This window comes from Halomonas jincaotanensis (assembly GCF_018448785.1).
GTDB lineage: Bacteria > Pseudomonadota > Gammaproteobacteria > Pseudomonadales > Halomonadaceae > Halomonas > Halomonas jincaotanensis.
In genome coordinates this window covers 81,300-107,317 of record NZ_JAHCLU010000002.1, presented here as the reverse complement: position 1 = coordinate 107,317, position 26,018 = coordinate 81,300, and the positions used below count along the sequence as shown (strand labels likewise).

The following is a 26,018-nucleotide window of genomic DNA, read 5'->3' as shown; positions in this document are numbered from 1 at the left end:
TGAACCATGTCACGACTGCCATTCTATCTGATCGTCGGCCTGTTGTTGGTAGCCGGCATCGCGTTCAGCATTCATCGCCATTTAAGTCTTGAAGTTCCCTGGACACCAGGAGAACAACGCCAGGTTTGGGAAGTCGAGGCGCTGATCAATTTCGAGGCCCAGGGTGATCCCGTTCTGATCGATATGGCACTTCCCACCAATCAGCAGGGTTTTCGGGTACTCACAGAGCACACCGCCTCGCCCGGTTATGGCCTTTCGTTCGTCGAGAGTGAAAGCGGTCGTCGCGCCCAATGGTCGATTCGCGAGGCATCAGGAAGTCAGCAGCTCTTCTATACGGTCCAGTTGCTGGTGTCACCCGATGCCAGAGCCCCGGAAATGCCTCCACCGCAATTGCGTCGGGATATTGTCTGGGAGCGACCCTATGATACCGCCGCCGCCCAGGTCATCGAGCGTGCCTGGAGCCGCAGCGCTGATCCTTTCACCTTCGCTAGGGAACTGATGCATGACTTCAGTGACGAGCGCCAGGGCGAAAACGCACGCCTGCTACTCACCCAATTCCAACGCAGCCCACTCCTGGTAAGGCTCATCAATCAGGCCGGTGTTCCTGCCCGGGAGGTCAGCGGGCTCAATCTCGAGGACGGTCGCCGACGCCAGAACCTCACCTCCTGGGTGCAGGTCTACGACGGCGAGCAGTGGGCGTTATTCGACCCCAACAGTGGTGAACAGGGACGTCCTGATAACTTGCTGCTCTGGGAGACGGCAGGTCACGCCGTTCTCGAGGTGGAAGGCGGAACCGATTCGCGTGTCACCTTCTCGATGCTGACGCATAATCAACCGGCAGCCGCGGCGGTGCGTAATCAGCTCAGCAACGATACGCTGCTGAACTTCTCGATTCATAGCCTTCCGCTCGAAGAGCAGGCCCTTTTCCAGACCATCCTGTTAATTCCTATCGGGGCACTCGTCGTCGTGATACTTCGGGTTCTGGTCGGCATCAAGACCTCGGGCACTTTCATGCCGGTATTGATTGCCCTAGCGTTCATCCAGACCACTCTGGTGACCGGCCTGATTGGCTTCCTGCTGGTCGTCGCCATGGGTCTGGTGATCCGCAACTATCTCTCCTATCTCAATTTGTTGCTCGTGGCTCGTGTCTCGGCCGTCATCATCACGGTCATCGCCATCATCTCGATATTTTCGGTCCTTTCCTATCGTTTCGGCCTCAATGCCGGACTGACCATCACCTTCTTCCCGATGATCATTCTGGCCTGGACCATAGAGCGAATGTCGATCCTGTGGGAAGAAGAAGGTCCCAAGGAAGTCCTGATCCAAGGGGGGGGAAGCTTGCTGACGGCGGTACTGGCATTTCTGGCAATGAATAATCCCTTGATACGCCATATCACCTTCAACTTTCTCGGGGTTCAACTGATCCTGATGGCGTTGATCCTTCTCTTGGGCAATTACACGGGTTACCGCTTGCTTGAACTGCGTCGTTTCAAGCCGGTGACAGAGGACTGAGCTCATGTGGACTACCCCGGCCAAGCTGCGCCTCAAGGGCATCATCGGCATGAACCGTCGCAACATTCGCTATATTGGCCGTTACAACTCGCGGCGGTTATACCCACTGGTCGACGATAAACTCAAGACCAAGTTGCTGGCCCAGGAGCACGGCATCACCACGCCCGCCTTGATCGGCACCGTGAGCACGCAGCACGGCATCAAGCAGCTGAATCGTGTGCTTGGCGGCCACCATGGGTTTGTGATCAAACCCGCCAAGGGCAGCGGTGGCAAAGGGATCCTGGTCATCGAGAGAGTTGAAGGTGAGCATTTCATCAAGCCCAGCGGAGTGCGATTGACGCTGAGCGATGTCGAGCGACATGTCTCCAATTTGCTCTCAGGCCTTTACTCCCTGGGTGGATCACCGGACGTGGCACTGATCGAGGCGCTGATCAATTTTGATGAAGGATTGTCGGCGTATACCTATGAAGGCGTACCCGACATCCGGGTCATCGTCTTTCGCGGCTACCCGGTCATGGCGATGATGCGCTTGTCCACGGCGGCTTCCGATGGTAAAGCCAACCTCCATCAGGGCGCTGTAGGCGTCGGGCTGGACATCGCCACCGGAACCGCGATCCGCGGCGTGCAGTTCGATCGTACCCGACAAGACCACCCCGATACCGGCCATGAGCTGGCCAGCTTGCGAATCCCCGACTGGCGCACTCTGCTCTTGCTGGCCGCCGGCTGCTACGAAATGACGGGGCTGGGCTATCTGGGCACCGACATGGTACTCGACCGTCATTTCGGCCCCATGCTTCTGGAACTGAACGCCCGCCCCGGTTTGGCCATCCAGATGGCCAATGGAGAAGGACTACGCTTGCGGCTTGACCTTGTCGAACAACAAGCAGAGGGCAGCACCCCGGAGCAACGGGTGGCCTTCGCCCAGAAGCACTTCGCTCGGCACAGCGAGCTCGAAGAAGGCTCAACCCAGGATGCAGCCGTCGCCACAGGTTGAGCGTGGCTGGCCCGCGGCACATCCGGTGCGTAGAATACGGCGTTCCACTTCTATACCCCATGGCCACCATGACCGACACCCGTGGTTTGATGCAGCAGGCCGAAGCGCAATGCCAGCAGCGTGGTGTGCGTTTCACCCCGATTCGCCGTCGCGTGCTGGAAATGATTGCCGGTGACCCGGGTGGCCTGAAGGCCTATGACCTTCTCGACCGACTGACCACCGAGCATGCCGCCGCGCGTCCACCGACGGTGTATCGCGCCCTGGAATTTCTCATCGACCAGGGGCTGGTGCACCGTATCGAGTCCTTGAACGCGTATGTCGCCTGCCCCTGTCCCGAGCATGCTCATGGTTTCCAGCTGTTGATCTGTCGTCGGTGCGGTCGCGTCGAGGAGTTGCATCTGGACGAGATCAATGATCGGCTCTCTCACCGGGCCCGGGAGCTGGGGTTTCGGGTCGACCGGCAGACCATCGAACTGCTCGGCTACTGCGACGCCTGTCTGCAGGTGGCCCGTGAAGCCTGACCTTATCGCCCTCCTTCTACTTGCCAACCCGGATTGGATCATGACCGACACCTTCAAGACCCTTGAACGAGCCGACCTCGATAGTCTCCACCCGCTTGACGCGGTGCTCGATGCAGTGAGGTTCAATGTCGACGGCCTCGTTCCCGCAATCGCTCAGCAGTATGATACTGGCGAGGTCTTGATGATGGCGTGGATGAACCGAGGCGCGTTGGACGAGAGCCTTTCAACCGGGCGTGTCTGCTATTGGTCGCGGTCGCACCAGGCCTACTGGCGCAAGGGAGAAAGCTCCGGCCAGCAGCAGGCACTGATCAGTGCGGCCTTGGATTGCGACGGAGATACATTGCTGCTGCAGGTCGACCAGACCGGCCCTGCCTGTCACACGGGTCGCAAGAGCTGCTTCTATGTCAGCCTGGAGAGCCGCCACGCGCGTATTGTCAGTGCGCCCTTGATCGACCCAGCAACTCTTTATGGGCCGGAGAGATTCCGGGGCTGATACAAAGGGCTTGGCCAATGACAGATTCGAGCGTTTGGACCCGCTATCTCATCCACCTGCCCGGGCGGTTGTTGGCTGGGATCATGGTGGGCCTGGTGAAGCTCTATCAAGTCACCTTGAGCCCCCTGCTGGGCCCTCGGTGTCGTTTCTGGCCAAGCTGCTCACACTATACCGAGGAAGCGGTCCGGACGCACGGGCCAATCAAGGGCGGCTGGATGGCGCTTAGACGCCTCCTGCGCTGTCATCCCGGCAGCGCTGGCGGCATTGATCCGGTACCGGGGGGACCCAGCGAGATACTCTGCCGCGAGGATCCGGAGCTCGATGCCGACTACCGTTGCCGTCCATCCGACAGGAAGTCTTAGGGCCGGGGTGTAAAGGCCGGTGCTGTCAGGCGGCTTCGTGCTCGGCCACGCGATAAATCCGCTCCAACATGGCATTGAGACCGTTGCTGCGAGTGGGCGACAGATGCTTGTCGAGTCCCAGATCGCCAAGAAAATGCGGGCTGGTGTCACGGATATCAGCGGGTCGGCGATCATTGTAGATGCGCATCAACACGGCAATCAGACCCGATACGATTGCGGCGTCCGAGACGGCATCGAAATGCACGTAATCGCCATCACGACGATGATGCATCCAGACATTGGACTGACAGCCCTGAATCTTGTGCTCAACCACCTTCCATTCTTCCGGGAAGGCCGGCAGCTGCTTGCCCATGTCGATGATGTACTGATAACGGTCCATCCAGTTGTCAAACATCTCGAATTCCTCGAGAAGCTCCTGCTGGGCCTGTTCAACCGATGTCGCGGAACTCATGGTAACTCCTTGGAGGCTTTCCTCTATTATAACGGCTCAGCGTCGTCTTCTCGATCACGTGACCACCACCCAGCCCTTTCCTATGGCCGGTCCAGGCCGTGAAACGACTGCTGGCGATGCCATTCCTCATCCTCTGCATGCAGATAGCGCGCTGTGGTATCGAGGCGTGAATGACGCGCCGTCTCGGCCAGATAGCGAAGCTCCACGCCGGCCTGGGCCTGATGCGTCAGCGCCGTATGGCGTAGCCAGTGAGGCGTGGCCCGGCGTAGTCGCGACACGTAGGCACGCGCGTCTTCACCCTGCTCTTGTTCCAGCACCTCAGCGGCCTTGTGGAAAGTCTCACAAACGAGACGATATAACCGATTGTCGCCCAGCCCTCGGGTACCATCCAGGGCGCGTAGCAGCGGCCCCGTCTCGTCGGGTGCAGGCTCCGACGATAGCCCCAGGCGGCAACGCCATGCTTTCAGAAGTGAGAGCATATCTGGAGGCACCGGAATGCTGGCCGTCTTGCCCCCCTTCCCCGTCACCTGCCACCACCAGCGCCCCTCGCGCTGGGTGAAATCCGCCATGCGCGACGCACTCATCTCGCCGATTCGCGGCGCGAGCAGGTAGGCGAAGCCGAACGTGAAACGACGACGCTCGTACTCGAAGCACTGGCGACCTGAAGCGCCATCCTCCAGTGGCCGGTTCAGCCATCTCCAGAGCCACGTCCAAAGCTGCCGCTCGAGGTAGCGCTCGATACGGCCCTGGTGATTGTCGAGGCGTCGGCGCTTGTCGCGCATCAGGCGAAATGGGTTGTGACGTACCCACCCCGCTTCTGCCAGCCAATTGAACATGCCCTGCAGAATCACCAGGCTTTGGCGGCGGCTCGCCGGCGACAGCGGTCCGCGGAACGGTCGCCAGCGGTCATCTTTACGGGGACGGGTCGGCCCCACCCAGCGCGCTCGCGGCCTGGGGTCGCCAAGAAAGGCCTCGAAGGTGTCGAGATGCTCACGGCGCATCGCCGCCAATCCCAGGCCCTGATCGGCTAGCCACAACAGCAGGCGTTCGGCTTCGCGTCGATAGGCCTGCTGCGTGCGCGGACTGCCGCGGTATTCGCGCAACCAGCAGGCGATCGCCTCGGCATCCGTATCGGCATTGATCATGGCTGGCACGGCGTCTGCCTGGTGCAACGCCTGCCCTGACAAGACGCCAGGCTGCCAATTTACACGTGACACTGGGGCAAGGGATGGCTCTTGGCTCTCGTTCATCGCTATCTTCCCGCCGATTTCACACGTCGTATTGTCAGACACACCCTACCAATAAGCAAGATAAGGCGCGTAATCTTGCTTTTATTATCAATATCGTAATGTATATTACATAATACATATAACGTAAAAACTACTTTTTATCCGCATTTCGGGCTACGCTGCGACCTCATGAAAGATCACTTCTGCCGACAGCCAGCGCGTCGAGCTGACGATTTGAACACTCAAGGAGTGGTAGATGGCACGTAGCGGAGTACGTTACGAAGATGTACAGCAGGCGATCGACCAACTGGTAGCGCGTCATGAGACGCCCAGCGTGCAGAAGGTTCGCGAGCTCCTGGGCACCGGCAGCTTCACCACCATCAGCGAGCATCTGCGCGAATGGCGGGCCAGGCGCGAGGCCAACCGTGATCTCCCTGCGCCTCACGATATGCCGGAATCCCTGCAGCTCTTGGCCAGCGCGCTCTGGGAGCAAGCTCAACAAGAGGCCGGCGAGGCGCTGAATCACTACCGGGCTGAGGCGAACCAGCAGGTCGAGGCGGCGCGTGTCGAGACCCGCGAGGCTCGACGCGAGGCCGAGGATGCGCAGCAGCGCGAATCCGCGCTCGCATCGCACCTCGCCACCACTGAGCAACGCCTCGAAGAGCGCAGCGCCGAGCTAGCCAGTAGCCAGTCGGCCCGCCACGCCCAGGAAGAACGTGAGGCAGAACATGCCGCCCGCCTGACAAAGCGCGAGGAACAACTGGCGAAGCTGCAGACACAGAAAGAGCACCAGTCACGGCACCACCAGGAAATACTAGCCGCTCGGGAAACCCAGCATCAGCAGCGGCTGGCTCAGGAAGAGCAGCGTCATGAAAGCGCCGAGGCGCGCCTGATGACGCTGCTCGACGAGGCAAGACAGGAGCGACAATCCGCGGAAAAGCGCCATGCCGCCAGGGAGCGGCAGATCGAAACACGTTTGGAAACGCTGCAGCAACAGCTACAGGCGTCACGGGCCGACATGGTAGAAGAAGAGAAGCGCCGCCGAGAGCTCGAATGGGCGCGCACGCGGGCCGAGGACCGTACGCACACTCTGCAGCATGAACAAGCCCTGCTTCAGGCCCGTGTCGACGAGCAGAAACGCTTGCTGGAAGACCAGGCAAGCCGCCTAAGGGATCTCGAGGGCCAGCTCAACCACCATCTCTGGCAGACGCCGATGTCGGCATGGGAGACCGGGACTGACGAGGCCGGAAACGATAAAGGCTCCGCGGAAGCGAAGCCCTCGGAAGGGAGTGGGTCTGAAGAAGACCCGAAGCCGGATACGCCCTAAAGCGCTAGCGTCTAACGATAATAGGCGTTGGTGGTGTCCGTGTGGTCCGTGACGTCGCGGATGCCGCCAAGCTCCGGAATACGCTCCATCAAGGTGCGCTCGACTCCATCCTTGAGCGTGATGTCGACGGCGGCACACCCCTGACAGCCACCGCCGAAAGACAAGACCGCAATCTGCGCCTCGGTAAGCTCGATCAGCTTGATTTCGCCACCGTGCGCGGCCAGACCGGGGTTGATCTCGCTGTAGAGCACGTAATTGACGCGGTCTTCCAAGGGGCTGTCGGCGTTGACCTTGGGCATCTTGGCGTTGGGCGCCTTGATAGTCAGCTGCCCGCCCATACGGTCGGCATTGAAATCGACCACGGCTTCATCGAGGAAGGCCAGGCTGTTCTTGTCCAGGTAGACGGCGATCTTTTCGAGCTCAAGACGCTCGTCGCTCGGCTCCTCCTCGCCGGGGCGGCAATAGGCCAGGCACGTCTCAGCATAAGGCGTGCCGGGCTGGGTAATGAAAATGCGCACCGCAATACCTTCGACGTTCTGCTTTTCGAGCAGTTCGGCAAGATAGTCCTGGGCGCTGTCGGTAATCTGGATGCTCTCGCTCATGGGATTCTCGCTGTTCAGGTCCGTGGGGCGGCGCGGCGATGTATCGACGACGCCCATATCAATACCTATATGGTAAGACAGCCTGCCGGATGAGACAATCCCGACTGTTTTGCTCGGGATTAGTCACACCCTGCGCGAACTGCCCCCTCTGCCCTCCGGTACGCCTTTTTGTTACCCTAGAGAGCTATTTTTGCGTCTGCCTTATCGCCGCTTGCATCGTTTACCTGGAGATCGCCTCGACCCATGGCCGCCGTTCCCACCGCCTTGACCGCCACGCTCACCGACAGCCTGTCACGGCGCATTCTCATGCTCGATGGCGGCATGGGCACCATGCTGCAGAATGCCGAACTGTCCGAAGCGGAATTTCGTGGTGAGCGCTTCGCCGACTGGCCGAGCGATCTCAAGGGCAATAACGACCTGCTGGCGCTGACCTGCCCTGACCTGGTAACGCGCATCCACCGTGAGTACCTGGAGGCCGGTGCCGACATTATCGAAACCAATACCTTCAATAGTACGCGGTTATCGCAATCCGACTACGGCATGGAAGCCATCGTGACGGAGCTCAATCGAGAATCGGCGCGTCTGGCACGTGCTGTGTGCGACGCCGTGGCGGCGGAGACCAAGGTGCCGCGCTATGTCGCCGGCGTATTGGGGCCGACCTCACGCACCGCCTCGCTGTCGCCGGACGTCAACGACCCAGCCAAGCGCAACGTCACCTTCGATGCATTGCGCGAGAATTATTACGAGGCCGCCGAGGCGCTGATCGAGGGCGGTGCCGACCTGATCATGATCGAGACGATCTTCGATACGCTCAACGCCAAGGCGGCGATCTTTGCCCTGGAGGAGCTCTTCGAGGCGCGGGGCGAGCGGCTACCGGTGATGATTTCCGGCACCATCACCGATGCCTCCGGGCGAACGCTATCGGGCCAGACCACCGAGGCGTTCTGGAACTCGGTGCGTCATGCCCGGCCGCTCTCGATCGGGCTGAATTGTGCCCTGGGTGCCGAAGAGCTGCGTCCCTATATCAACGAGCTTTCCAGCAAGGCCGACACCTTCGTGTCGGCCCACCCCAATGCCGGGCTGCCCAACGAGTTCGGCGAATACGACCAGACCCCCGAGGAGATGGCGGCGATCGTCGCCGAGTTCGCCGCGAGCGGCCTGGTCAACATCATCGGTGGCTGCTGTGGCTCCACGCCCGAGCACATTGCGGCACTTCATGCGGCGATCGAAGGCCTTGCGCCGCGTCGGGTTCCGAAGCGGGCACGCGCGTGTCGCCTCTCGGGCCTCGAGCCTTTCAATATTCAGGCCGACTCGCTGTTCGTCAACGTCGGCGAGCGCACCAATGTTACCGGCTCGGCGCGCTTCAAGCGCCTGATCGTCGACGAGGACTACACCACGGCGCTCGAGGTCGCGCTCGAGCAGGTCGAGAACGGCGCCCAGATCATCGATATCAATATGGATGAGGGCATGCTCGAGTCCGAGGAGGCCATGGTGCGCTTCCTCAACCTGATCGCCGGCGAGCCCGACATCGCCCGGGTCCCCATCATGATCGACTCCTCCAAGTGGGAGATCATCGAGGCGGGCCTCAAGTGCGTCCAGGGCAAGGCGGTGGTCAACTCCATCTCCATGAAGGAGGGCGAGGACGCCTTTCGCGAGCAGGCGACCAAGTGCCGCCGCTTCGGCGCCGCGGTGGTGGTAATGGCCTTCGACGAGCAGGGGCAGGCCGACACCTTCGCCCGCAAGACCGAGATCTGCCAGCGGGCCTACCGCATTCTGGTCGACGAGATCGATTTTCCGCCCGAGGACATCATCTTCGATCCCAACATCTTCGCCATCGCCACCGGCATCGAGGAACACGACAACTACGCGGTGGACTTCATCGAGGCCACCCGCTGGATCCGCGAGCACCTGCCGCATGCCATGGTCTCCGGCGGCGTCTCCAACGTTTCGTTCTCGTTTCGGGGCAACAACCCGGTGCGCGAGGCGATTCACTCGGTGTTCCTCTATCATGCCATCCGCGCCGGGCTGACCATGGGCATCGTCAACGCCGGTCAATTGGCGGTCTACGACGACCTGCCGGCCGAACTGCGCGAAGCCGTCGAGGATGTCGTTCGCAACCGTCGCAGTGACAGTACCGAGCACTTGGTAGAAATCGCCGACAAGTTCAAGGGTGACGGTAGCGGCCCGGCGAAGAAGGAAGACCTCGAGTGGCGTTCCTGGGAAGTGGAAAAACGCATCGAGCATGCGCTGGTCAAGGGGATTACCGTTCACATCGAGGAAGACACCGAGCTCGCCCGCCAACGGGCGACGCGGCCTATCGAGGTGATCGAAGGTCCGCTCATGGATGGTATGAACGTGGTCGGTGACCTGTTCGGCGCCGGCAAGATGTTCCTGCCCCAGGTTGTCAAGTCGGCACGGGTGATGAAACAGGCGGTGGCCTACCTGATTCCTTACATCGAAGCCGAGAAGCGCGAACTTTCTCAGGAAGATAGCCAGGCCAAGGGCAAGATCGTCATGGCCACGGTGAAAGGCGATGTGCACGACATCGGCAAGAATATCGTCGGCGTCGTCCTGCAGTGCAATAACTACGAGGTGATTGACCTCGGGGTCATGGTCCCGGCCGAGAAGATCCTGCGCGTCGCGCGTGAGGAAAACGCCGATATCATTGGTCTTTCGGGACTCATTACCCCCTCGCTTGACGAGATGGTCCATGTGGCCAAGGAAATGCAGCGCCAAGGCTTCGCCCTGCCGCTACTGATTGGTGGTGCCACCACCTCCAAGGCGCATACCGCGGTCAAGATCGAACCGGGCTATGAGCATCCGGTTATCTATGTCACGGATGCCTCACGCGCCGTCGGCGTGGCCGGCAAGCTGCTTTCCGCCGATCTGAAAGACGCCTACGTCGCCGATATCCGCGCCGACTACGAGAAGGTGCGTGAGCGCAACGCCAAACGTCGCCCCAAGGCCGCTAACCTCAGCTACCCAGAAGCCCGCGAGCGCAAGCCGGAGATGGACTGGGCAGGCTATACACCACCTCGGCCTGCCATGACCGGTCTCGAGGTGTTCGACGATTACCCGCTCGAGGAGCTCATCGAACGCATCGACTGGACGCCCTTCTTCATGAGCTGGCAGCTCTCCGGCAAATACCCGCGGATTCTCGACGATGAAAAAGTCGGCGAGGCGGCGCGCAGCCTGTTCGACGATGCCCAGTCGATGCTGCGCAAGATGATCGCCGAGAAGCGTATTCAGGCCCGCGGCGTGATCGGTCTATGGCCCGCCAATAGCGTCGACGATGATGTCATCGAAGTCTATTCTGACGAATCGCGCCGTCAGGTTATCGAACGATTGCACCATATTCGCCAGCAGACCACCAAGAATCGTGACGGCGTCTGCCAGAGCCTGGCCGACTTCATCGCGCCCAAGGAAAGCGACAAGCCGGACTGGATCGGTGGCTTTGCGGTGACGGCTGGCCATGGCGTGGAAGCGCTGACCGAGGAATACAAGGCGGCCGGTGACGACTACAATGCCATCCTGGTTCAATCGCTGACCGACCGCATGGCTGAGGCGTTCGCCGAGCGCCTGCACGAGCGAGTGCGCAAGGAATTCTGGGGCTATGTCCCCGACGAGCAGCTCGACAACATTGACCTGATTGACGAGAAGTACCAGGGCATCCGGCCGGCCCCGGGCTACCCGGCCTGTCCGGACCATACCGAGAAGGCCACCCTTTTCCGCCTGCTCGAGGCGGAAACCCATAGTGGCCTGACGCTGACCGAGAATTTCGCCATGTGGCCCGCGGCGGCCGTGGCGGGCTGGTACTTTTCCCACCCGCGTTCAAAGTATTTCGCTACCGGGAAGATCACCCGTGACCAGGTCGAGGTGCTGGCAGAACGCAAGGGGATGTCGTTGGAAACGCTCGAGCGCTGGCTCGCGCCCGTGCTGTCCTACGACTCGGCCTGACCGCCAACAGGGCCCTCACAGGCCTTCTCGCCTCACTTATTGCGCTCGCAACTAATAACTCATTGATTAAATTTTATGATTATTTATTCTTTCATAGAATAACGGAAGAGGAGTATGTTGCCATCACGGCAGTCTCCTTCACCCGCTTCGACCAGCAGGAAACGCCCGAATGTATCGGTACGACACCTACGACCAGACCCTCGTGGACGAGCGCGTCGTCCAATTCCGCGATCAGATGGATCGCTACCTGGGGGGGCGACTCGGCGAAGACGAGTTTCGTCCCCTGCGCCTGCAAAACGGCCTGTATATCCAGAAGTATGCGCCTATGCTGCGCATCGCCATCCCCTACGGCATGCTCGGCAGTCACCAGCTCAGGCGCCTGGCGGCGATCACGCGTCGCTATGATCGCGGTTACGGTCACTTCACGACCCGTCAGAACCTGCAGCTCAACTGGCCCGCTCTGGAAGACGTGCCGCAGATTCTCGGCGAGCTGGCGGAAGTGCAGATGCATGCCATTCAGACCAGCGGCAACTGCATCCGTAATACCACCAGCGACCAGTTTGCGGGGATTGCGGCGGATGAAGTGGAAGACCCGCGGCCATGGTGTGAGCTGATTCGCCAGTGGTCGACCCTGCATCCGGAGTTCGCCTTCCTGCCGCGCAAGTTCAAGATCGCCGTTTCCGGGGCGGCCGAGGACCGTGCGGCGATTCAGGTCCATGATATCGGGCTGCGGCTGTGGTACGACGACCAGGGCGAGCTCAAGGTCAGGGTGCTGGCGGGAGGCGGTCTGGGTCGCACCCCGATGATAGGCGATGTGGTGAGAGACGACCTGCCCTGGCAGCATCTGCTTACCTATCTTGAGGCCTGCGTCAGGGTCTACAACCAGTTCGGCCGCCGCGATAACAAGTTCAAGGCGCGCATCAAGATTCTGGTCAAGGCGCTGGGTATCGACGAATTCCGGCGGCGTGTCGAGGCCGAGTGGGCGCATCTCAAGGAGGGTACCCAGACCCTGACAGCCGAGGCCGTGGAAGATGCTCGTCAGCATTTCCCGGAGCCGCCGCGCCGGCCGGTGGCCGACAGCGCGATCGAGGCGTTCGAGCGCCTGCGTATCGACAACCGTGCCTTCTCGCGCTTCGTCACCAACAACGTGACGGATCACAAGGTGACGGGCTACAAGGCGGTGACGCTGTCACTCAAGCGCCGCGAGCATGCGCCCGGCGACGTGACGGCCGATCAACTGGAAGCCGTGGCGGATCTCGCCGAGCAATTCAGTTTCGGCGAGTGCCGCGTGACCCACGAGCAGAACCTGGTGCTGTCCGATGTGCCGGTGGATGAACTCGAGGCGCTCTGGCAAGCGCTTGAGACACACGGCATGGCCAATCCCACCGTGGGCACCCTGAGTGACATCATCTGCTGCCCGGGTGGGGATTTCTGCAGCCTGGCCAATGCGGTCTCGATTCCCATCGCCCAGGCACTCCAGGAGCGCTTCGAGGATCTTGATTTCCTCTACGATCTCGGCCCGCTGGACCTGAATATCTCCGGCTGCATGAACGCCTGCGGTCACCACCACGTCGGCCACATCGGCATTCTGGGTGTCGACAAGAAGGGCGAAGAATATTACCAGGTCTCGCTGGGTGGCAACTCGACCGACGATGCGTCGCTCGGCAAGATCCTTGGCCCCTCATTTTTCCGCGAGGATGTTCCGGAGGTGATCGACAAGGTGCTGCAGGTCTATGTGGAACAGCGCCATGAAGATGAACGCTTCCTCGACACTTACCGGCGCATCGGCCACAAGCCTTTCAAGGAGCGGGTCTATGCCTGAAACCAAGCCTGAACATACGCCTGAAGAAAGCTCATCCGATCCGCTCACGGCCGACCAGCAGCTCCATCATGTCGACACCTTGATCAAGATGGGCCAGCCGGAACAGGACGAGTGGGCCCTGTCGCGAATCGAGGAGGCGCTGCCCGAGCGCCGGCCGGTCATCGTGCCACTTGCCCTTTGGCGCAAGCAGGCAGACGACCGGGGGCTGGCGCCATGGCTTTCCAGCGAAACCGAAGTAACGCCTGAGCTGGCCGCCATCCTCGCGGCGGCGCCGTTGATCGCCATCGATTTTCCTGCCTTTACCGATGGTCGCGGCTACACGCTGGCACGGCTGCTCAGGCAGCGCTACGGCTATTCCGGCGAGATCCGTGCCATCGGTGATGTGCTGGTCGACCAGCTCTACTACATGACGCGATGCGGGTTCGATGCGCTGGCACTACGCGAGGACCAGCGTCTCGAGGACGCCATGCGCGCACTCGGCGCCTTCAGCGTCAGCTACCAGCCGGCGGTCGATGTCGGCGAGGCGCTCTTCGAGCGTCGCCTGCGCGAGAAGCGCCGATCCTGAGTCGTCAGCCGCGCCTCTTCTGCTGGCGCTCCCGGTTTGCCGCCTTGGCGCGTTCGCTCTTGCGCAGCATCACCCAGGTTGCACCGAGGCCACCATCGCCCTGCTCGGCCGAGACATAGGCCTGGACCTCATCAAATTGAGCCAGCCATTTCGCCAGGTAAGAGCGAAGCACGTTGGGCGCGCTATCGATCTCGCGTCCGCGGCCATGCACGATCATTACTGATCGCAGGTCATGGGCATAGGCTTCGTGGATGAAGGGAGCGAGAAGCCGACGACACTCCTCCAGGGGACGTCGCAGCAAGTGGAGGCGGGATTGGGCGTCGTAGCCCCCATGGCGCAAGCGGTCCAGGACGCCCTGCTGGATGCCGTCGCGGCGATACGCCAGTGGATCGAAGGGAGGTACCAGATCCACGAAATCATCGGAAAGGAAATCGTATCCGTCCGTCTCGGCCGCGGCACTCTCGCGCCGAGCCAACTGTGACTCGCTGGGCGCGAGTCGCGGGCGGCCCGGGTCTGCGCGATTGCGGACGCTGTCGATGGGACGCACGTCATCCATCAGTGCCCGGAAATCCACATCGTTACGATTCGGCTGATTCATGGGGCACCTCATGACCATCGGATGGACCTTCATCCTAGCAAAGGTCACGGAAAGGCTTAAGCCAAAGGGCGCGACATGGCAGGATGATCCCCCGAATCATCACGATAAGGCGGGGCAATGAGACTGATCAAATGGCTGATTGGCCTGCTGCTCTCCACTTGCCTGGCAGTGGCAGGCTGGCTGTGGCTGACCATGTTGAGCCCCTTCATGTATGACCGCCCGGCGCATCTTGAGCCCATTGCCGAGGGCCCTCACCGTGTCTTTGTCTATGGTACCTTGCGCTATGCCCTCGTGCGCTGGGTCGTTATGGGGCGTGCCGGCGAGGCCCGCCCGGCGACGCTGGAAGGCTTTCAGCGCGACGCGCTCGACATCAGCGAGTCGCCGCAGGCGAGTGTCGAGGGGGAGATCATCACGGTCAGCGCAGAAGAGCTTGCGCGTCTCGATCGTTACGAACGGCTCGGGTTGCGCTACGAGCGCGTCCGGCTCGATCTGGCTGATGGTCGCGAGGCGTGGGTGTATCGCCGCCTCGAAGCGGCAACCTCCGAGTCATCAGCGTTGTGACCGGCCCTACGACCCTTCTACAATGCATGCTTGTTTTCGCCAAGGATCCGCGATGAGCGATACCCTCCCCTACGTGTTGGTGCTCTATTACTCTCGTCATGGCGCTGTGCGCGCCATGGCCGAGCAGTTCACCGCCGGCATCGAGTCGTGCCGGGGTATCGAGGCGCGCTTGCGCACCGTACCCTCCGTATCTGCCACCAGCGAGGCCGTGGAGCCAGAGATACCCGCCACGGGTGCCGTCTACGCTGACCTGGATGATCTGCGTCACTGTGCCGGCCTGGCCATCGGCAGCCCAACCCGATTCGGCAACATGGCAGCGCCCCTGAAGTACTTCCTCGACACGACCAGTGAACTATGGCTCGGCGGCGCCTTGATCGACAAGCCAGCCAGTGCCTTCACCTCGACCGCGAGCCTGCATGGCGGCCAGGAGACCACCCTGGTGTCCATGCTGCTGCCGCTTCTGCACCATGGCATGGTGTATGCCGGCCTACCCTACAGCGAAACCGAGCTCATGGAGACGGTCAGTGGCGGCACGCCCTATGGGGCCAGCCATCTTGCCGGCAAGTGCAGCGACCGTCCTCTGGACGAGCATGAACGCCACATGATCCACGCTCAGGGTCGCCGTCTTGCCAGACTTTCCCTGGCCCTGTCCGTCATGCGGCGGGAGGAGTCATGAGACAATGGCTTGAAGGACTCGAGGCTCGCCAGGGGCTTGATCACCTGACACGACGTTCGCGCCAACTGGTAGTGGGCAGCTTTACGCTGTTACTGCTATTGATGCTGTATCGAGGCTTGGTGGTACAGAGTGATTCCGGCAGCCTGATGCCCATCATTGCCTTCGTGCTGCCGCTGGTGCTTTTCCTGCCCTCGATCATTACGCGCCGCCCGCGGGGCCATGCTTGGCTGGCGTTCGTCAGCCTGCTCTATTTCACGCAGGGCGTCATGATCGCCACGCTGCCCGGTAGTGGCCTGCGTGGGTTGCTCGAGGTCATCGCTTCACTAGCTCTGTTTGCCGGCTGCATGGGCTACGCCCGCTTTCGAAGCCGCCAGCTTCAGGCGGCCGATTAGTAACTGCAGGTTGACAATAAGATAGTTAGCTCGACGCTGTGAGCGGCGAACACGACACTCAATCCGTGGAGATCAACATGACACGCAACATCGCCGATATTCGCCGCGACTACGAAGGCGGTCGACTGGATGAAGACCAGGCCATTGACGACCCCATGGCATTGTTTGATGAATGGTTGACCCTGGCACTGGAAACCGAGGGTATCGACGCCAACGCCATGACCCTGGCGACCGTGGATAGCCAGGGACTTCCCCACGCCCGAGTGGTACTGCTCAAGGGGCTCGATCAACGTGGGCTCGTTTTCTACACCAACTACCATAGTCACAAAGGCAGCGAACTCACTAATGTTCCCCACGCGGCTCTGGTGTTCTGGTGGCCCTCGGTGTCTCGGCAGGTGCGCCTCGAGGGGCGTGTCGAACGAATCAGCGACAGCGAGTCGGATGCCTATTTCGCCAGCCGGCCACGCTCCAGTCAGCTGAGCGCCTGGATTGCCACGCAGAGCGTGTTGATTCCCAACCGCACCTGGATCGAGGAGCGCGAGCGGCGTTTCGAGCGCGCTTATAAAGGTCAGGAGATTCCGCGCCCTATCCATTGGGGTGGGTACCGCGTCATTCCCCACATGATCGAGTTCTGGCAAGGCCAGCCCAGCCGCTTGCACGATCGCATCCGCTACGAGCTGCGTGACGTTACCTGGCGCCATTTCCGCATGGCGCCTTGAACTTCTTCCCTGGTTGTAACTGGACGTGACTGCTTCCGGTAATCGGGGGCAGTCTGATCAACGGCTCAGTCGGGTAGGCTTTCCAGGCGATGGCGCTGCCACTCGCTTGTGGGCTCGTTGAGCCGCAGCACGGCGTCTACCACCTCCTCTTCCATGTTGTAGTGCAATCGAAATCCCAGGCGTTTCACCAATGAGCGCATGGGATGGTTATCGACCATGATCTTGCCGATCATTTCCAGGGTGCCAACACTCTTGCAATAGCAGATCATCTTCTTCATCAGAAGCGTGCCAATGCCAAGCCCTTGCAGGTCGTCGCGGATGATGACGGAGAACTCGGTGCGGATATTATCAGGGTCATTCCAGACCCTCACGACACCGAGCATTTCTTTCTCGCCAGCATCGGAAATACGTTCGGCAATGAAGGCCATCTGGCGGTCATAATTGATGTGGGAGAGGTTCGACAGGTCGCGCTGAGTCAGGTCAGCCTTGTTGTGAAAGTAGCGAAAGCGGATGCTTTGCTCGGACAGGTGGGTATGAAAGCGGGTGATGAGCGGTGCATCCTCGGCCCGGATTGGGCGAATTTCCACATCCCAGCCGTTCTTGAGCGTGACCCATTCTCTCAGTTCTTCCGGATAGGGCATGATCGCGAAGCGCGCCGGCGGCCCGAGATCCATGGCGAAATCCAGTGCCACCATGCCGTCGCGGTTAAGCATGAGCGGATTGAGCTCGAGGCCGCGAAGCTCAAGAAGATCACTGGCCATCTGCGACAACTTGACCAGCAGTTGGCAAACCCGCTCCATATCGCGCTCGGGATCGCTGGAATGCTCTTGAATCAGCCGTGCGGCATGAGTGCGCCTCGCCAAGTCCCGAGCCAGGTGCATATTCAGCGGAGGGAGCGCCACCTGCCGATCGGCCAGGATATTGGCCTTGTAACCCCCGATGCCAAAGACGACCACCGGACCGAAGATGGGATCTCGCGTGATGCCAGCGCAGAGCTGCATGGAATGCATACCACGCTGCATGGGCTGCAGACAGTACTCGTGGACACCAAATGAGGGATACTTTTCGCTCACATTGGCGGCCAAACGTGACACCCCCAAGGCGACTTCCTCGGGCGTCGTCAAATCCTGAAGCAGGCCGGCGGATATCCTGTGGGGGTGGTTGCGGTAACGAAAGGGGCGGGAATTGCCTTCGTGAACCACCTTGAGCGCCATGGCGCCATCGAACGCCAGTGCGGCGTGCCTGCCTTCCTGAACATCGGTCACGTAGCGACTGGGCGCCACGGTGATGCCGTAGGCCTCGATTACCTGAGCTGTTTCGTGATGCCATAGATACTCCCGCCCCGCCGCCTTCGCCTCCTCGATCAGCGTACGGCAGCGAGCGCGGATGTCAGGAGTGGTAGTAAACGGAAGGCTCGGCGGGGTTTCCTGAAGCAGCACCTGAACTCGCTGATAGACGACCATGTGCATGAAGGCTTTCACCGCCTGCTCCGGTGAAATATAGGTCGGGATTCCAGCCAGGTTGCATTCGTGGCGAGCCGAAATGGCCTCCTCGAGCCCCATCCAGCTGGTCAGCAGATTGCGCCGAAAGCGCTTGCGGTTGGCGACGATTGCCTGAGCCGTAGTTTTCGATGGTGCCATGCGAGTCGGCGCATGCACGACCAGTACCGCATCCACGCCCGGATCGGCAGCAACGATCTCCAGGGTATCCACCAGGGTTTCCGGCGTTGCGTTGCCTCCGAGGTCCACCGGGTTGTCTCCTGGACGACTCATGTCGACATTCGCATCGAGCAAGGCGCGGTAGGTCTGCTCATTAAAGACCGCGAGACGCCCACCGGTGCTGATCAGCTTGTCGATGGCAAGCAGCGCCGGCCCGAGGCCATTGGACACGATGGCCAGGCGATCACCGCGCAGTGGCTTCATGCGCGACAGCGTCTCGAGCGCATCGAATAACTCATCGGAGTCATTGACCCGAACCACCCCGGCCCGAGCAAAGGCGGCATCGAAGAGCTGGTCTCGATTGGCAATGCCAGGGGTCGGCGGCAAGCCGGTCAGATCGGATTCCGCGGTACGCCCACTCTTGATGGCCAACACCAGGCGATTGCGCGAGGCATCGCGCAATGCTGTCATGAAATGCTGGGCATCGAGAATACGCTCCAGGTGCAGCAGCAAGGCCTGGGTAGGCGAAAATTGGCTGATGTAATCGATCAGATCGGGCAGCATGACATCGACGCTGTCGCCCACCGTAATCAGGTGGGAGAACCCGATGCCCCGTCCTGCGGCCCAATCAATCATGGCGGTGCCGAGCATTCCCGACTGGCCGAGGTAGGCCACACGCCCCACCTTGACGGAGCGGTTGGCGTAGGAGGCGTTAAGCTTGTTGCCCGGCACGATCAGGCCCATGCATTCCGGGCCAAGCACCCGGATGCCGGAATTGCGTGCAGCGCTAAGCATCCGGCTACGTATCGACCCCTTGCCGTCCAGCTCATCATCAAGATGCGGTCCGCCGGAAAGCACCAGAGCCGCCTTGACACCGAAACGTCCCAGGCGCGCGATGCGTCCCGGCACCGTCGAGACGGGCGAGCAGATGACTGCCAAGTCGGGCGGCGACGGTAGGTGCGACACCCGCTTGACGCAGGGGACGTCAAAGACACTTTTGTACCCTTTGGGGTTTACAGCCCACAGGACACCGGGAAAGCCGCCTTCCTGCAGGTTGCGGATGACGAGCCCACCCAGCGAGTGAGGCTTCGCGGAGGCACCGATCACCGCGATGGTGCGGGGTTTGAAGAAATGATCAAGGAAACGAGTACTCAAGGCATTCTCCACGTTGGGTGGATGGCATGAGGGCTATGCTCTATGTACGACCTATTGTCAGTGTCGTGCAAGGGACGGCGACGACTATGGTGGTGCCAGTCACTCTGGAGCACACGCATGATCACCGGCTACATTACTCACCCCGATTGCCACCTTCATCACATGGGACCGGATCATCCCGAGAGCCCTTTGCGGTTGGACGCGATCAGTCGACGCCTGGCGCTTGCCGGCGTACTTCAACAGACCATGCAATCCGAAGCCCGTGAAGCCCGCGAAGAAGAACTCGGCCGCGTCCATCCGTTGCGCCATCTGCGTGCTCTCGAGAAATGCGTGCCCGATACGGGGATCGTCGCACTCGACAGTGACACGATAATGAATCCGCATAGTCTACAGGTCGCTCGCATGGCCGCGGGCGCCGTGATTCGCGGCGTGGATCAAGTGTTCCGACACCAGGCCGACAATGTCTTCTGCGCCGTACGTCCGCCCGGTCATCATGCCGAGGCAACCGATGCCATGGGATTCTGCTTCCTCAACAACATAGCAGTCGGAGCGGCGCATGCCCGCGCAAAATACGGCGCGCGACGTGTCGCCATCCTCGATTTCGATGTCCATCAATGCAATGGCACCATCGATATTTTCAAGGACGACCCCGACGTGCTGGTCTGCACCAGTTTCCAATATCCCTTTTATCCTTGGCGCTATCTGCGCAGCGAGTGGCACAACGTGGTCAACACCCCGCTCCCTGCCGGTACCGATAGCACGGCCTTCCGACGCGCCATCGAAGATGACTGGTTGCCGGCCCTACATGCCTTCAAGCCGGATATCGTGCTGGTGTCGGCGGGCTTCGATGCCCATCGGGAAGACGTCATGGCCGATCTATGCCTGGAGTACGAAGACTTCTATTGGATCACCCATCTCGCCATGGAAATCGCGACGCTGTATGCCGATAACCGCCTGGTGTCGGTTCTCGAGGGTGGCTATCACCTGGAATCGCTGGGGCGCAGTGCAGAGGCGCACCTGAAAGCCCTGTTGGGATTGCCCTTCGCATGAAGATGGCGAAGAACCGAAACCGATGAGCATTTTCACACTACCCGGAAACGCCACCACGCTGGATAACCCGAAAATTGCGTTATAGCGTCTTCATTATCGCGTTTTCCAGGGATATCGGCCTCGTTCAGTGATAAGCTAATGGAAACTCTGTTTCCGATAGTGAATTAACAAATGACCGATATGACCGACAAGAATGCGGCCCTGCGCATCGCCTCGGGGCGCAAGCCGTTCGTCGAGCCGCTTCGTCTGGGCGAACGTCTCAAGGAAATTCGCCTGTCCCATCAATGGACGCTCGAGGATGTCAGTCAACGCACCGGCCTGGCTCGCTCCACGTTGTCCAAGATCGAAAACCACCAGATATCGCCAACGTTTACAGCCGTGCAGAAACTGATCGGCGGCTTGAATATCGACCTACCGCAATTACTCTCACCGCCGCGCGCGCAGGCGCGCACCATGGGACGCCGTGACCTGACCCGGCGGGGCCACGGTCAGCAGCACCCTACCCCGACCTACGAGCACGAGTTGCTGAGTTGCGAGTTGGCTCAGAAACGCATGATCCCCTTCAAGACCATCGTGCGAGCACGTCGCTTCGATGAGTTCAGCGAGTGGGTCCGTCACGACGGCGAGGAGTTCCTGATGGTGCTCGAAGGCGATATCCTGCTATATACCGAGTTCTATGAACCTCTACGCCTGGCCTGTGGCGACAGCATCTACTTCGACAGCGACATGGGCCACGCGCTTATCTCAGCCAGCGAAGCCGATGCCGTCGTGTTGTCGGTATGCACGCGGGGCGACAGCGCTGCCTGAGGCCGGTAACAGGGCCACATCGTTTTGGCCACAACGAGAGGGCCTCATGTGGCTATCAATGTCGGTCGCCCGGCCGCCGAGCGGGCATGGCATCCAGTTCAAGGCGTCCTTCGGCATGGATCGCCTGGAAATGGCGCCCCTTGGCCCGTGCGATCAGCAACACCCCGAAGCGCTGGGCGAGCTCGACGCCCTTCTGCGTCACCCCGGAACGTGACACCAACACGGCGATGCCCATCTGAGCCACCTTGAGCACCATCTCCGAGGTCAGGCGACCGGTGGTATAGAAGATGTCGGCGGTTTCAGAAGCACTTTGTGCTAGCCACTGGCGCCCCGCCAGGGTGTCGACCGCATTGTGACGACCCACGTCCTCGACGAAATCCAGCACCGTTTCCTGGTGGCACAATGCGCAACCATGCACCGCACCAGCACTTCGATAGGTCTCATTGTATTCACCCAGGTGGTCGAGCATTCGATAGAGCACGGACTGACGCAATTGGGTGGTGGGAAGCGCCGTCAATGACGCCACCTCGAGCAAACGGCCGAAGACCGTTCCCTGACCACAACCAGTGGTCACCGTGCGTTGCCCGAGACGCTCTTCGAGGTCCTCGGGCAAACGGCGGGTCACCACCGCCGCCGCTTCCACCTCCCAGTCGACATGGACCGCCTGAAGGTCACCGCGCTCACCGAGCAATCCCTGGTTACGCAGGTAACCCACCACCAGCGCTTCGGGATCGGCTCCCAGGGTCATCAGGGTGACGATCTCACGCTTGTTGAGATAAAGCGTCAGCGCCCTTTCCGCGGCAATGGCTTGCCGTCGTGATTGCCCGAACTCATCGGTGACGTCGATCTCGATAGTCGCAGGCAGACGTGCCTGGCTCAGGCTGATGGCATGCATCCAGGGCTCCAGGTAAAGCGTTGATTGACGATGATGGCATTCCGTCGGCCGAGTGTCTTTAATGAATAAGCAGAGAAGAGAGAGCAGTGATTCATGGCATCTTTCAATAGTCGTCGTACCCTCAGTTTCGATCTGACAAGCGAGACCCTTCAGATCAAGGGCTTTCGCTCGACCCGCTGGCGTATCGCCGACCTCTCCCCGGGCGATGCGGGGCCATGGGTGCTCGACCTACAGTTGTTTCTCACCGAGCGGGCCGCTTATCGCTTCAATCTGACCGGTGGCGTGCCGCGCCTGTTCGTGCGTTGCGGACAATCCGGTGTTATACCCAAGCCCTCGGCGATCACCGCCAGTCAGGATGTGGCGGCCGCATGGCTTGACGGCGAACATCAGGTGCTCGAGGTCGATATGCCCCTAGCGATTCAGGTCTGGCTCGAGAGCTATCTGGTTCGTCATGGCGAAGCGCCAGAGGAAGGTCGCAAGAAAAAGCGCAAGGGTGCTGGCCGTGCCCGGGAGCAGAGCCTATGAGCCGCCTGGAGCGCTGGTCGCGCCGCAAGCGCGGGAACGACGCCACCGAGGCGGTTGAGGCATCGAATAATGTTGACACCGTCATCGACGATACCCGCGCCACTGAGTCGAGCGATAGTCACGAGACCGTACATCACGACGGCGAAGCCGTTAACGTGGTCGAGGGGGCAGATGAGACGCCAGCGCCGGGCAGTCTCGACGCTACCTTGCCCGACCCGGAGAGCCTGGCCCCTGGCAGTGACATCAAGGCCTTCCTCGAACCTGGCGTCAGCAGTGGCCTGCGCCGTCGCGCCCTGCGCCGTCTTTTTGCCGGTGAAAAGTACGGTATCCGAGACGGCCTAGATGACTACGATCACGACTACCGCGAAATGCTAAAGCCGCTGGCCAGCGAGCTTGCACAACGAATGCGTAAATGGACGGCTCCCGCCGAGGACTCCCCTGAGGAGTGTGAGGAAGAATCGGGTGCCGGCGAGGTCAGCAACGGCGAAGCCCAATCGTCACCAGATCAGCCCGAGCGACCCGCAGAGCAAGATGAAGAGCAAGATGAGACCCCGCCAAGTGATGAATCGATAGCGAGCGTCGAGAGTCGTCAACCAGACGACGATTCGATGTTAGACCAAGGAAGGGGTGGAAACCGCCACCAATCCGGCCAAGACTGATATATAAAATTATTAAAAAAATCGACTTACACTCTGACGCACCCCCCGAACGTGAGTTTGCATGAATCAACGAATAGAGATGCTGCCAGTGGATGAGCAGCGCAACCGACATGCCAGGGAGGCTGCAAGAAATGGTATTTCGTGGCCCGTCAATCTGACACCGGCCAGTGTCAGCTATGTCAGCGATGGCCATGTCCTGCTTGTCGGCAACGAACGCGACACACGCCTCGCCGCTCTTGAGCTTGCGGACAAGGCGCTCGCGTCAGTCACCCTGCTTATCACCGAGCCCGTCGACGATAGCCGAACTTCCGAACAGGACATACTCGGCGACGAATCACTTCTCGCCGCTACCCGAGAATGCCGACAGCACACCCTGTCGCGCGAACAGGCTCATCAGTTGCGCATCGAGGGCCATCTGGGCCACTTCTCGGTTTCTGTGTTGAAGGATGGCGAGTCACTGGACCTCGCCAGGGCTCTGGCGGGTCGTGCGCATTTCGACTCGATTCTGGATCTTGGCGAGACACCTGTCCTGTCGCTCGAATTGCCGCCACCCGGCTATGTCAGGATGTGCTGGAACGCGGCTGATCGTGTCGAGCAGTTGGAAGCCTTCGCCGGCCTGGTCGGCGAATTCGACAAGCCTCGCTATTTCCAGATCAACAGCGACCTGTGTGCCCATGCCGCCAGCGGTAACATCGGTTGCACACGGTGTCTTGAGGTCTGCCCCGCCGATGCGATTGCCAGTCACCAGGGGCGCATCGAGGCCTGGATCGAGATCGACCCCTTCCGTTGTCATGGTGTCGGCAGTTGCAGCAGTGCATGCCCGACGGGCGCCATCCAGTTCCGCATGCCGGAAACCCATCGGCAGCAGGAAACGGTGCTCTCCTGGCTGCAGTCCTACCGCAAGGCCGGTGGTACCGCCCCGGTGGTGCGCTTCGCCGAAGCCGAGGACCTCTCCGGCGAACGCGAGGCAGCGGGTCATGTGCTTGATGTGCCTCTTGAAGAGCTTGGCGCTGCCGGGCATGACCAGTGGCTGACCGCTCTCGCGGGCGGCGCCGCCGAAGTCCGGGTGCAGTGCCATGAGCGTATGCCCGAGCGCTTGAAAAGCTTCATTGACGACCAGCTTTCCCAGGCGCACGTGCTTCTCGAGGCGTTGGGTCATTCACCGACGCGGGTAAAACGTGTCAATGCCGGAGACAGCGCTGGCCGCGATGCCCTGCCCGACGAGACGTCATTGACCGACGAGACATTGCGTTTCACCACGAGTGACAAGCGCGAGCGACTCAACACGGTACTCGATCGTCTCGCGAGTCTCGGCACACCCGATGGTGAGCGTCATCGCGTCACCCCCGGGGCCGCCTACGGCAGCATCAACGTCGACCAGGAGGCCTGCACCCTTTGTCTAGCGTGTGTAGGAAACTGCCCGACCCCGGCACTTGCCGCGGGTGACGCCTCTCCCTTGCTGAGTTTCCGCGAGTCGGACTGCATCCAGTGTGGTCTCTGCGTTCAGGCCTGTCCTGAAGACGCCATCGCCCTGGCACCCGGTTTCCTGGCCAGCGATGCGCGCAGCGAGCGGCGTGTCTGTCACGAGGAACCCGCCTTCGACTGTATTCGTTGCGGCAAGCCATTCGCCTCTACCAGCACCGTCGAGACCATCAAGGCCAAGCTTGCCGATCATCCCTATTTCGCCGGTGATGCCATGGCAAGGCTCGAGATGTGCGAGGACTGCCGGGTCAAGGATGTCTGGCACGAGATGGCCCGCAACCCTGACGCGCAATTGAAGGTATGAGCCCCATGACGCAAGCCTCCGTGGATCAACAACCCCCCCATGAGCTCAACGACACCGATGCGCTTCGCGTTGAGGTATATGGTCTGCTGGCAGGACTGTTGCGGGAGGCCCCGGATCAAGCCCTTCTGGATTGGCTCGCCTCACTCGAGATCGAACAGGATGGCGGCGTGCTAGCCGAGCGTTGGGCGCAGCTGGTCGCCGCTGCCGCCAAGGCGTCTCCCGAGACCCTGTCTCGAGCGCATTTTCGCCACCTGATCGGTGTGGTCGAAGGAGACGTGATTCCCTACGCCTCCTGGTACCGCAACGGTGAATTGATGGACGAAGCACTGGTGGCGCTGCGTCGCGACCTCAAGTTGCTGGGCTTCGAGCGTGCTGGACACACCAATGATCCAGAAGATCATCTCGCGGCACTCTGCGAGGTAATGGCGATGCTCATCGAAAGCCGGTCTTTCAATGAGGCCCGTTTCTTCATGACCCATATCGCCCCCTGGGCCGCTAGCTGCATGGCTGACCTGGGGCGCGTGGACACCGAGTTTTACGCGTGCTTCGGCAGACTTGGCCAGGCATTCATCGAAAGCGAACAATCCCGCCTCGAAAGCGAGGCGAGCCGTGCCCCTGTAAGAATCGTCGAACCCTGACGCTAACCGACCGTGATGACACAAACACAACTAGGCTCATCGACGGCCACTGCATGATTGAGGA

General features: G+C 60.8%; 25 protein-coding genes. 19 read left to right on the top strand and 6 right to left on the bottom strand.

Annotated elements, in window-relative coordinates; genetic code table 11:
* Positions 1–6: 6 nt before the first annotated feature.
* The 5 genes from KG088_RS02925 (at position 7) to yidD (ending at position 3,882) form a co-directional block, all read left to right on the top strand.
* Complete coding sequence (locus tag KG088_RS02925) at positions 7–1,512, top strand: UUP1 family membrane protein (protein WP_213823998.1); 1,506 nt, start codon at positions 7–9, stop codon at positions 1,510–1,512.
* 4 nt (positions 1,513–1,516) lie between these two features.
* The gene (locus tag KG088_RS02920; RefSeq protein WP_213823997.1) at positions 1,517–2,506 is read left to right on the top strand and encodes an alpha-L-glutamate ligase-like protein; all 990 of its coding nucleotides are present in this window, start codon (positions 1,517–1,519) and stop codon (positions 2,504–2,506) included.
* A 68-nt stretch (positions 2,507–2,574) separates the two neighbouring features.
* The gene (locus KG088_RS02915) at positions 2,575–3,027 is read left to right on the top strand and encodes a transcriptional repressor (protein WP_213823996.1); all 453 of its coding nucleotides are present in this window, start codon (positions 2,575–2,577) and stop codon (positions 3,025–3,027) included.
* 40 nt (positions 3,028–3,067) lie between these two features.
* Positions 3,068–3,520, top strand: coding sequence for a phosphoribosyl-AMP cyclohydrolase (gene hisI, locus KG088_RS02910; protein WP_213823995.1), 453 nt, complete (start codon positions 3,068–3,070; stop codon positions 3,518–3,520).
* Positions 3,521–3,537: 17 nt separating this feature from the next.
* Positions 3,538–3,882, top strand: coding sequence for a membrane protein insertion efficiency factor YidD (gene yidD / locus KG088_RS02905; RefSeq protein ID WP_213823994.1), 345 nt, complete (start codon positions 3,538–3,540; stop codon positions 3,880–3,882).
* A gap of 25 nt (positions 3,883–3,907) precedes the next feature.
* Here yidD and KG088_RS02900 read toward each other — a convergent pair whose 3' ends face one another.
* Together KG088_RS02900 and KG088_RS02895 are read right to left on the bottom strand one after the other, a co-directional pair.
* Complete coding sequence (locus KG088_RS02900; RefSeq protein ID WP_213823993.1) at positions 3,908–4,333, bottom strand: SufE family protein; 426 nt, start codon at positions 4,331–4,333, stop codon at positions 3,908–3,910.
* Positions 4,334–4,413: 80 nt separating this feature from the next.
* Positions 4,414–5,478, bottom strand: a complete 1,065-nt coding sequence (locus tag KG088_RS02895; RefSeq protein ID WP_250148044.1) for a tyrosine-type recombinase/integrase — start codon at positions 5,476–5,478, stop codon at positions 4,414–4,416.
* A 340-nt stretch (positions 5,479–5,818) separates the two neighbouring features.
* On the opposite strand from KG088_RS02895, the gene KG088_RS02890 reads away from it, so the two are divergent.
* Positions 5,819–6,889, top strand: a complete 1,071-nt coding sequence (locus KG088_RS02890; RefSeq protein WP_213823991.1) for a DNA-binding protein — start codon at positions 5,819–5,821, stop codon at positions 6,887–6,889.
* An 11-nt stretch (positions 6,890–6,900) separates the two neighbouring features.
* On the opposite strand, the gene nfuA is transcribed toward KG088_RS02890, so the two are convergent.
* A complete protein-coding gene (gene nfuA / locus KG088_RS02885; protein ID WP_213823990.1) occupies positions 6,901–7,491 on the bottom strand; it encodes a Fe-S biogenesis protein NfuA in 591 nt (196 codons plus the stop codon).
* A gap of 243 nt (positions 7,492–7,734) precedes the next feature.
* Between nfuA and metH the strand changes: the two genes are divergently transcribed.
* The 3 genes from metH (at position 7,735) to KG088_RS02870 (ending at position 13,835) form a co-directional block, all read left to right on the top strand.
* Positions 7,735–11,448, top strand: a complete 3,714-nt coding sequence (gene metH / locus KG088_RS02880) for a methionine synthase (protein WP_213823989.1) — start codon at positions 7,735–7,737, stop codon at positions 11,446–11,448.
* A gap of 169 nt (positions 11,449–11,617) precedes the next feature.
* Positions 11,618–13,270, top strand: a complete 1,653-nt coding sequence (locus KG088_RS02875; protein WP_213823988.1) for a nitrite/sulfite reductase — start codon at positions 11,618–11,620, stop codon at positions 13,268–13,270.
* On the top strand, positions 13,263–13,835 hold the full coding sequence (locus tag KG088_RS02870; protein WP_213823987.1) for a DUF934 domain-containing protein: 573 nt from the start codon (positions 13,263–13,265) through the stop codon (positions 13,833–13,835). Before KG088_RS02875 ends, KG088_RS02870 begins: the two co-directional genes overlap by 8 nt.
* Before the next feature lie 4 nt (positions 13,836–13,839).
* Here KG088_RS02870 and smrA read toward each other — a convergent pair whose 3' ends face one another.
* Positions 13,840–14,433 (bottom strand): DNA endonuclease SmrA, encoded by a 594-nt coding sequence (gene smrA, locus KG088_RS02865; RefSeq protein WP_213823986.1) that lies wholly within the window; start codon positions 14,431–14,433, stop codon positions 13,840–13,842.
* A gap of 117 nt (positions 14,434–14,550) precedes the next feature.
* Between smrA and KG088_RS02860 the strand changes: the two genes are divergently transcribed.
* From KG088_RS02860 to pdxH, 4 genes are all read left to right on the top strand, one after another.
* Positions 14,551–14,994, top strand: a complete 444-nt coding sequence (locus KG088_RS02860; protein WP_213823985.1) for a gamma-glutamylcyclotransferase family protein — start codon at positions 14,551–14,553, stop codon at positions 14,992–14,994.
* Positions 14,995–15,046: 52 nt separating this feature from the next.
* Complete coding sequence (gene wrbA, locus KG088_RS02855) at positions 15,047–15,670, top strand: NAD(P)H:quinone oxidoreductase (protein WP_213823984.1); 624 nt, start codon at positions 15,047–15,049, stop codon at positions 15,668–15,670.
* A complete protein-coding gene (locus tag KG088_RS02850; RefSeq protein WP_213823983.1) occupies positions 15,667–16,062 on the top strand; it encodes a DUF2069 domain-containing protein in 396 nt (131 codons plus the stop codon). Before wrbA ends, KG088_RS02850 begins: the two co-directional genes overlap by 4 nt.
* A gap of 77 nt (positions 16,063–16,139) precedes the next feature.
* Entirely contained in the window at positions 16,140–16,781 is a 642-nt protein-coding gene (pdxH, locus tag KG088_RS02845) for a pyridoxamine 5'-phosphate oxidase (protein WP_213823982.1), read from the top strand.
* A 65-nt stretch (positions 16,782–16,846) separates the two neighbouring features.
* Here pdxH and KG088_RS02840 read toward each other — a convergent pair whose 3' ends face one another.
* A complete protein-coding gene (locus KG088_RS02840; protein WP_213823981.1) occupies positions 16,847–19,594 on the bottom strand; it encodes a bifunctional acetate--CoA ligase family protein/GNAT family N-acetyltransferase in 2,748 nt (915 codons plus the stop codon).
* Positions 19,595–19,711: 117 nt separating this feature from the next.
* On the opposite strand from KG088_RS02840, the gene KG088_RS02835 reads away from it, so the two are divergent.
* Entirely contained in the window at positions 19,712–20,644 is a 933-nt protein-coding gene (locus KG088_RS02835; protein ID WP_213823980.1) for a histone deacetylase family protein, read from the top strand.
* A 171-nt stretch (positions 20,645–20,815) separates the two neighbouring features.
* Positions 20,816–21,451, top strand: coding sequence for a helix-turn-helix domain-containing protein (locus KG088_RS02830; RefSeq protein ID WP_213823979.1), 636 nt, complete (start codon positions 20,816–20,818; stop codon positions 21,449–21,451).
* Positions 21,452–21,506: 55 nt separating this feature from the next.
* On the opposite strand, the gene KG088_RS02825 is transcribed toward KG088_RS02830, so the two are convergent.
* On the bottom strand, positions 21,507–22,346 hold the full coding sequence (locus KG088_RS02825) for a formate dehydrogenase accessory sulfurtransferase FdhD (RefSeq protein ID WP_213823978.1): 840 nt from the start codon (positions 22,344–22,346) through the stop codon (positions 21,507–21,509).
* A 93-nt stretch (positions 22,347–22,439) separates the two neighbouring features.
* On the opposite strand from KG088_RS02825, the gene KG088_RS02820 reads away from it, so the two are divergent.
* The 4 genes from KG088_RS02820 to KG088_RS02805 all read left to right on the top strand — a co-directional run bounded on the left by KG088_RS02820 (position 22,440) and on the right by KG088_RS02805 (position 25,954).
* Complete coding sequence (locus KG088_RS02820; protein WP_213823977.1) at positions 22,440–22,871, top strand: DUF3305 domain-containing protein; 432 nt, start codon at positions 22,440–22,442, stop codon at positions 22,869–22,871.
* Positions 22,868–23,530 carry a DUF3306 domain-containing protein gene (locus KG088_RS02815; RefSeq protein WP_213823976.1) on the top strand — a complete coding sequence of 221 codons (663 nt, stop codon included), beginning with the start codon at positions 22,868–22,870 and terminating at the stop codon, positions 23,528–23,530. Before KG088_RS02820 ends, KG088_RS02815 begins: the two co-directional genes overlap by 4 nt.
* Positions 23,531–23,591: 61 nt before the next feature.
* Positions 23,592–25,316, top strand: a complete 1,725-nt coding sequence (locus KG088_RS02810; RefSeq protein ID WP_213823975.1) for a 4Fe-4S binding protein — start codon at positions 23,592–23,594, stop codon at positions 25,314–25,316.
* 5 nt (positions 25,317–25,321) lie between these two features.
* Positions 25,322–25,954 (top strand): TorD/DmsD family molecular chaperone, encoded by a 633-nt coding sequence (locus KG088_RS02805; protein ID WP_213823974.1) that lies wholly within the window; start codon positions 25,322–25,324, stop codon positions 25,952–25,954.
* The last annotated feature ends 64 nt before the right edge of the window (positions 25,955–26,018 follow it).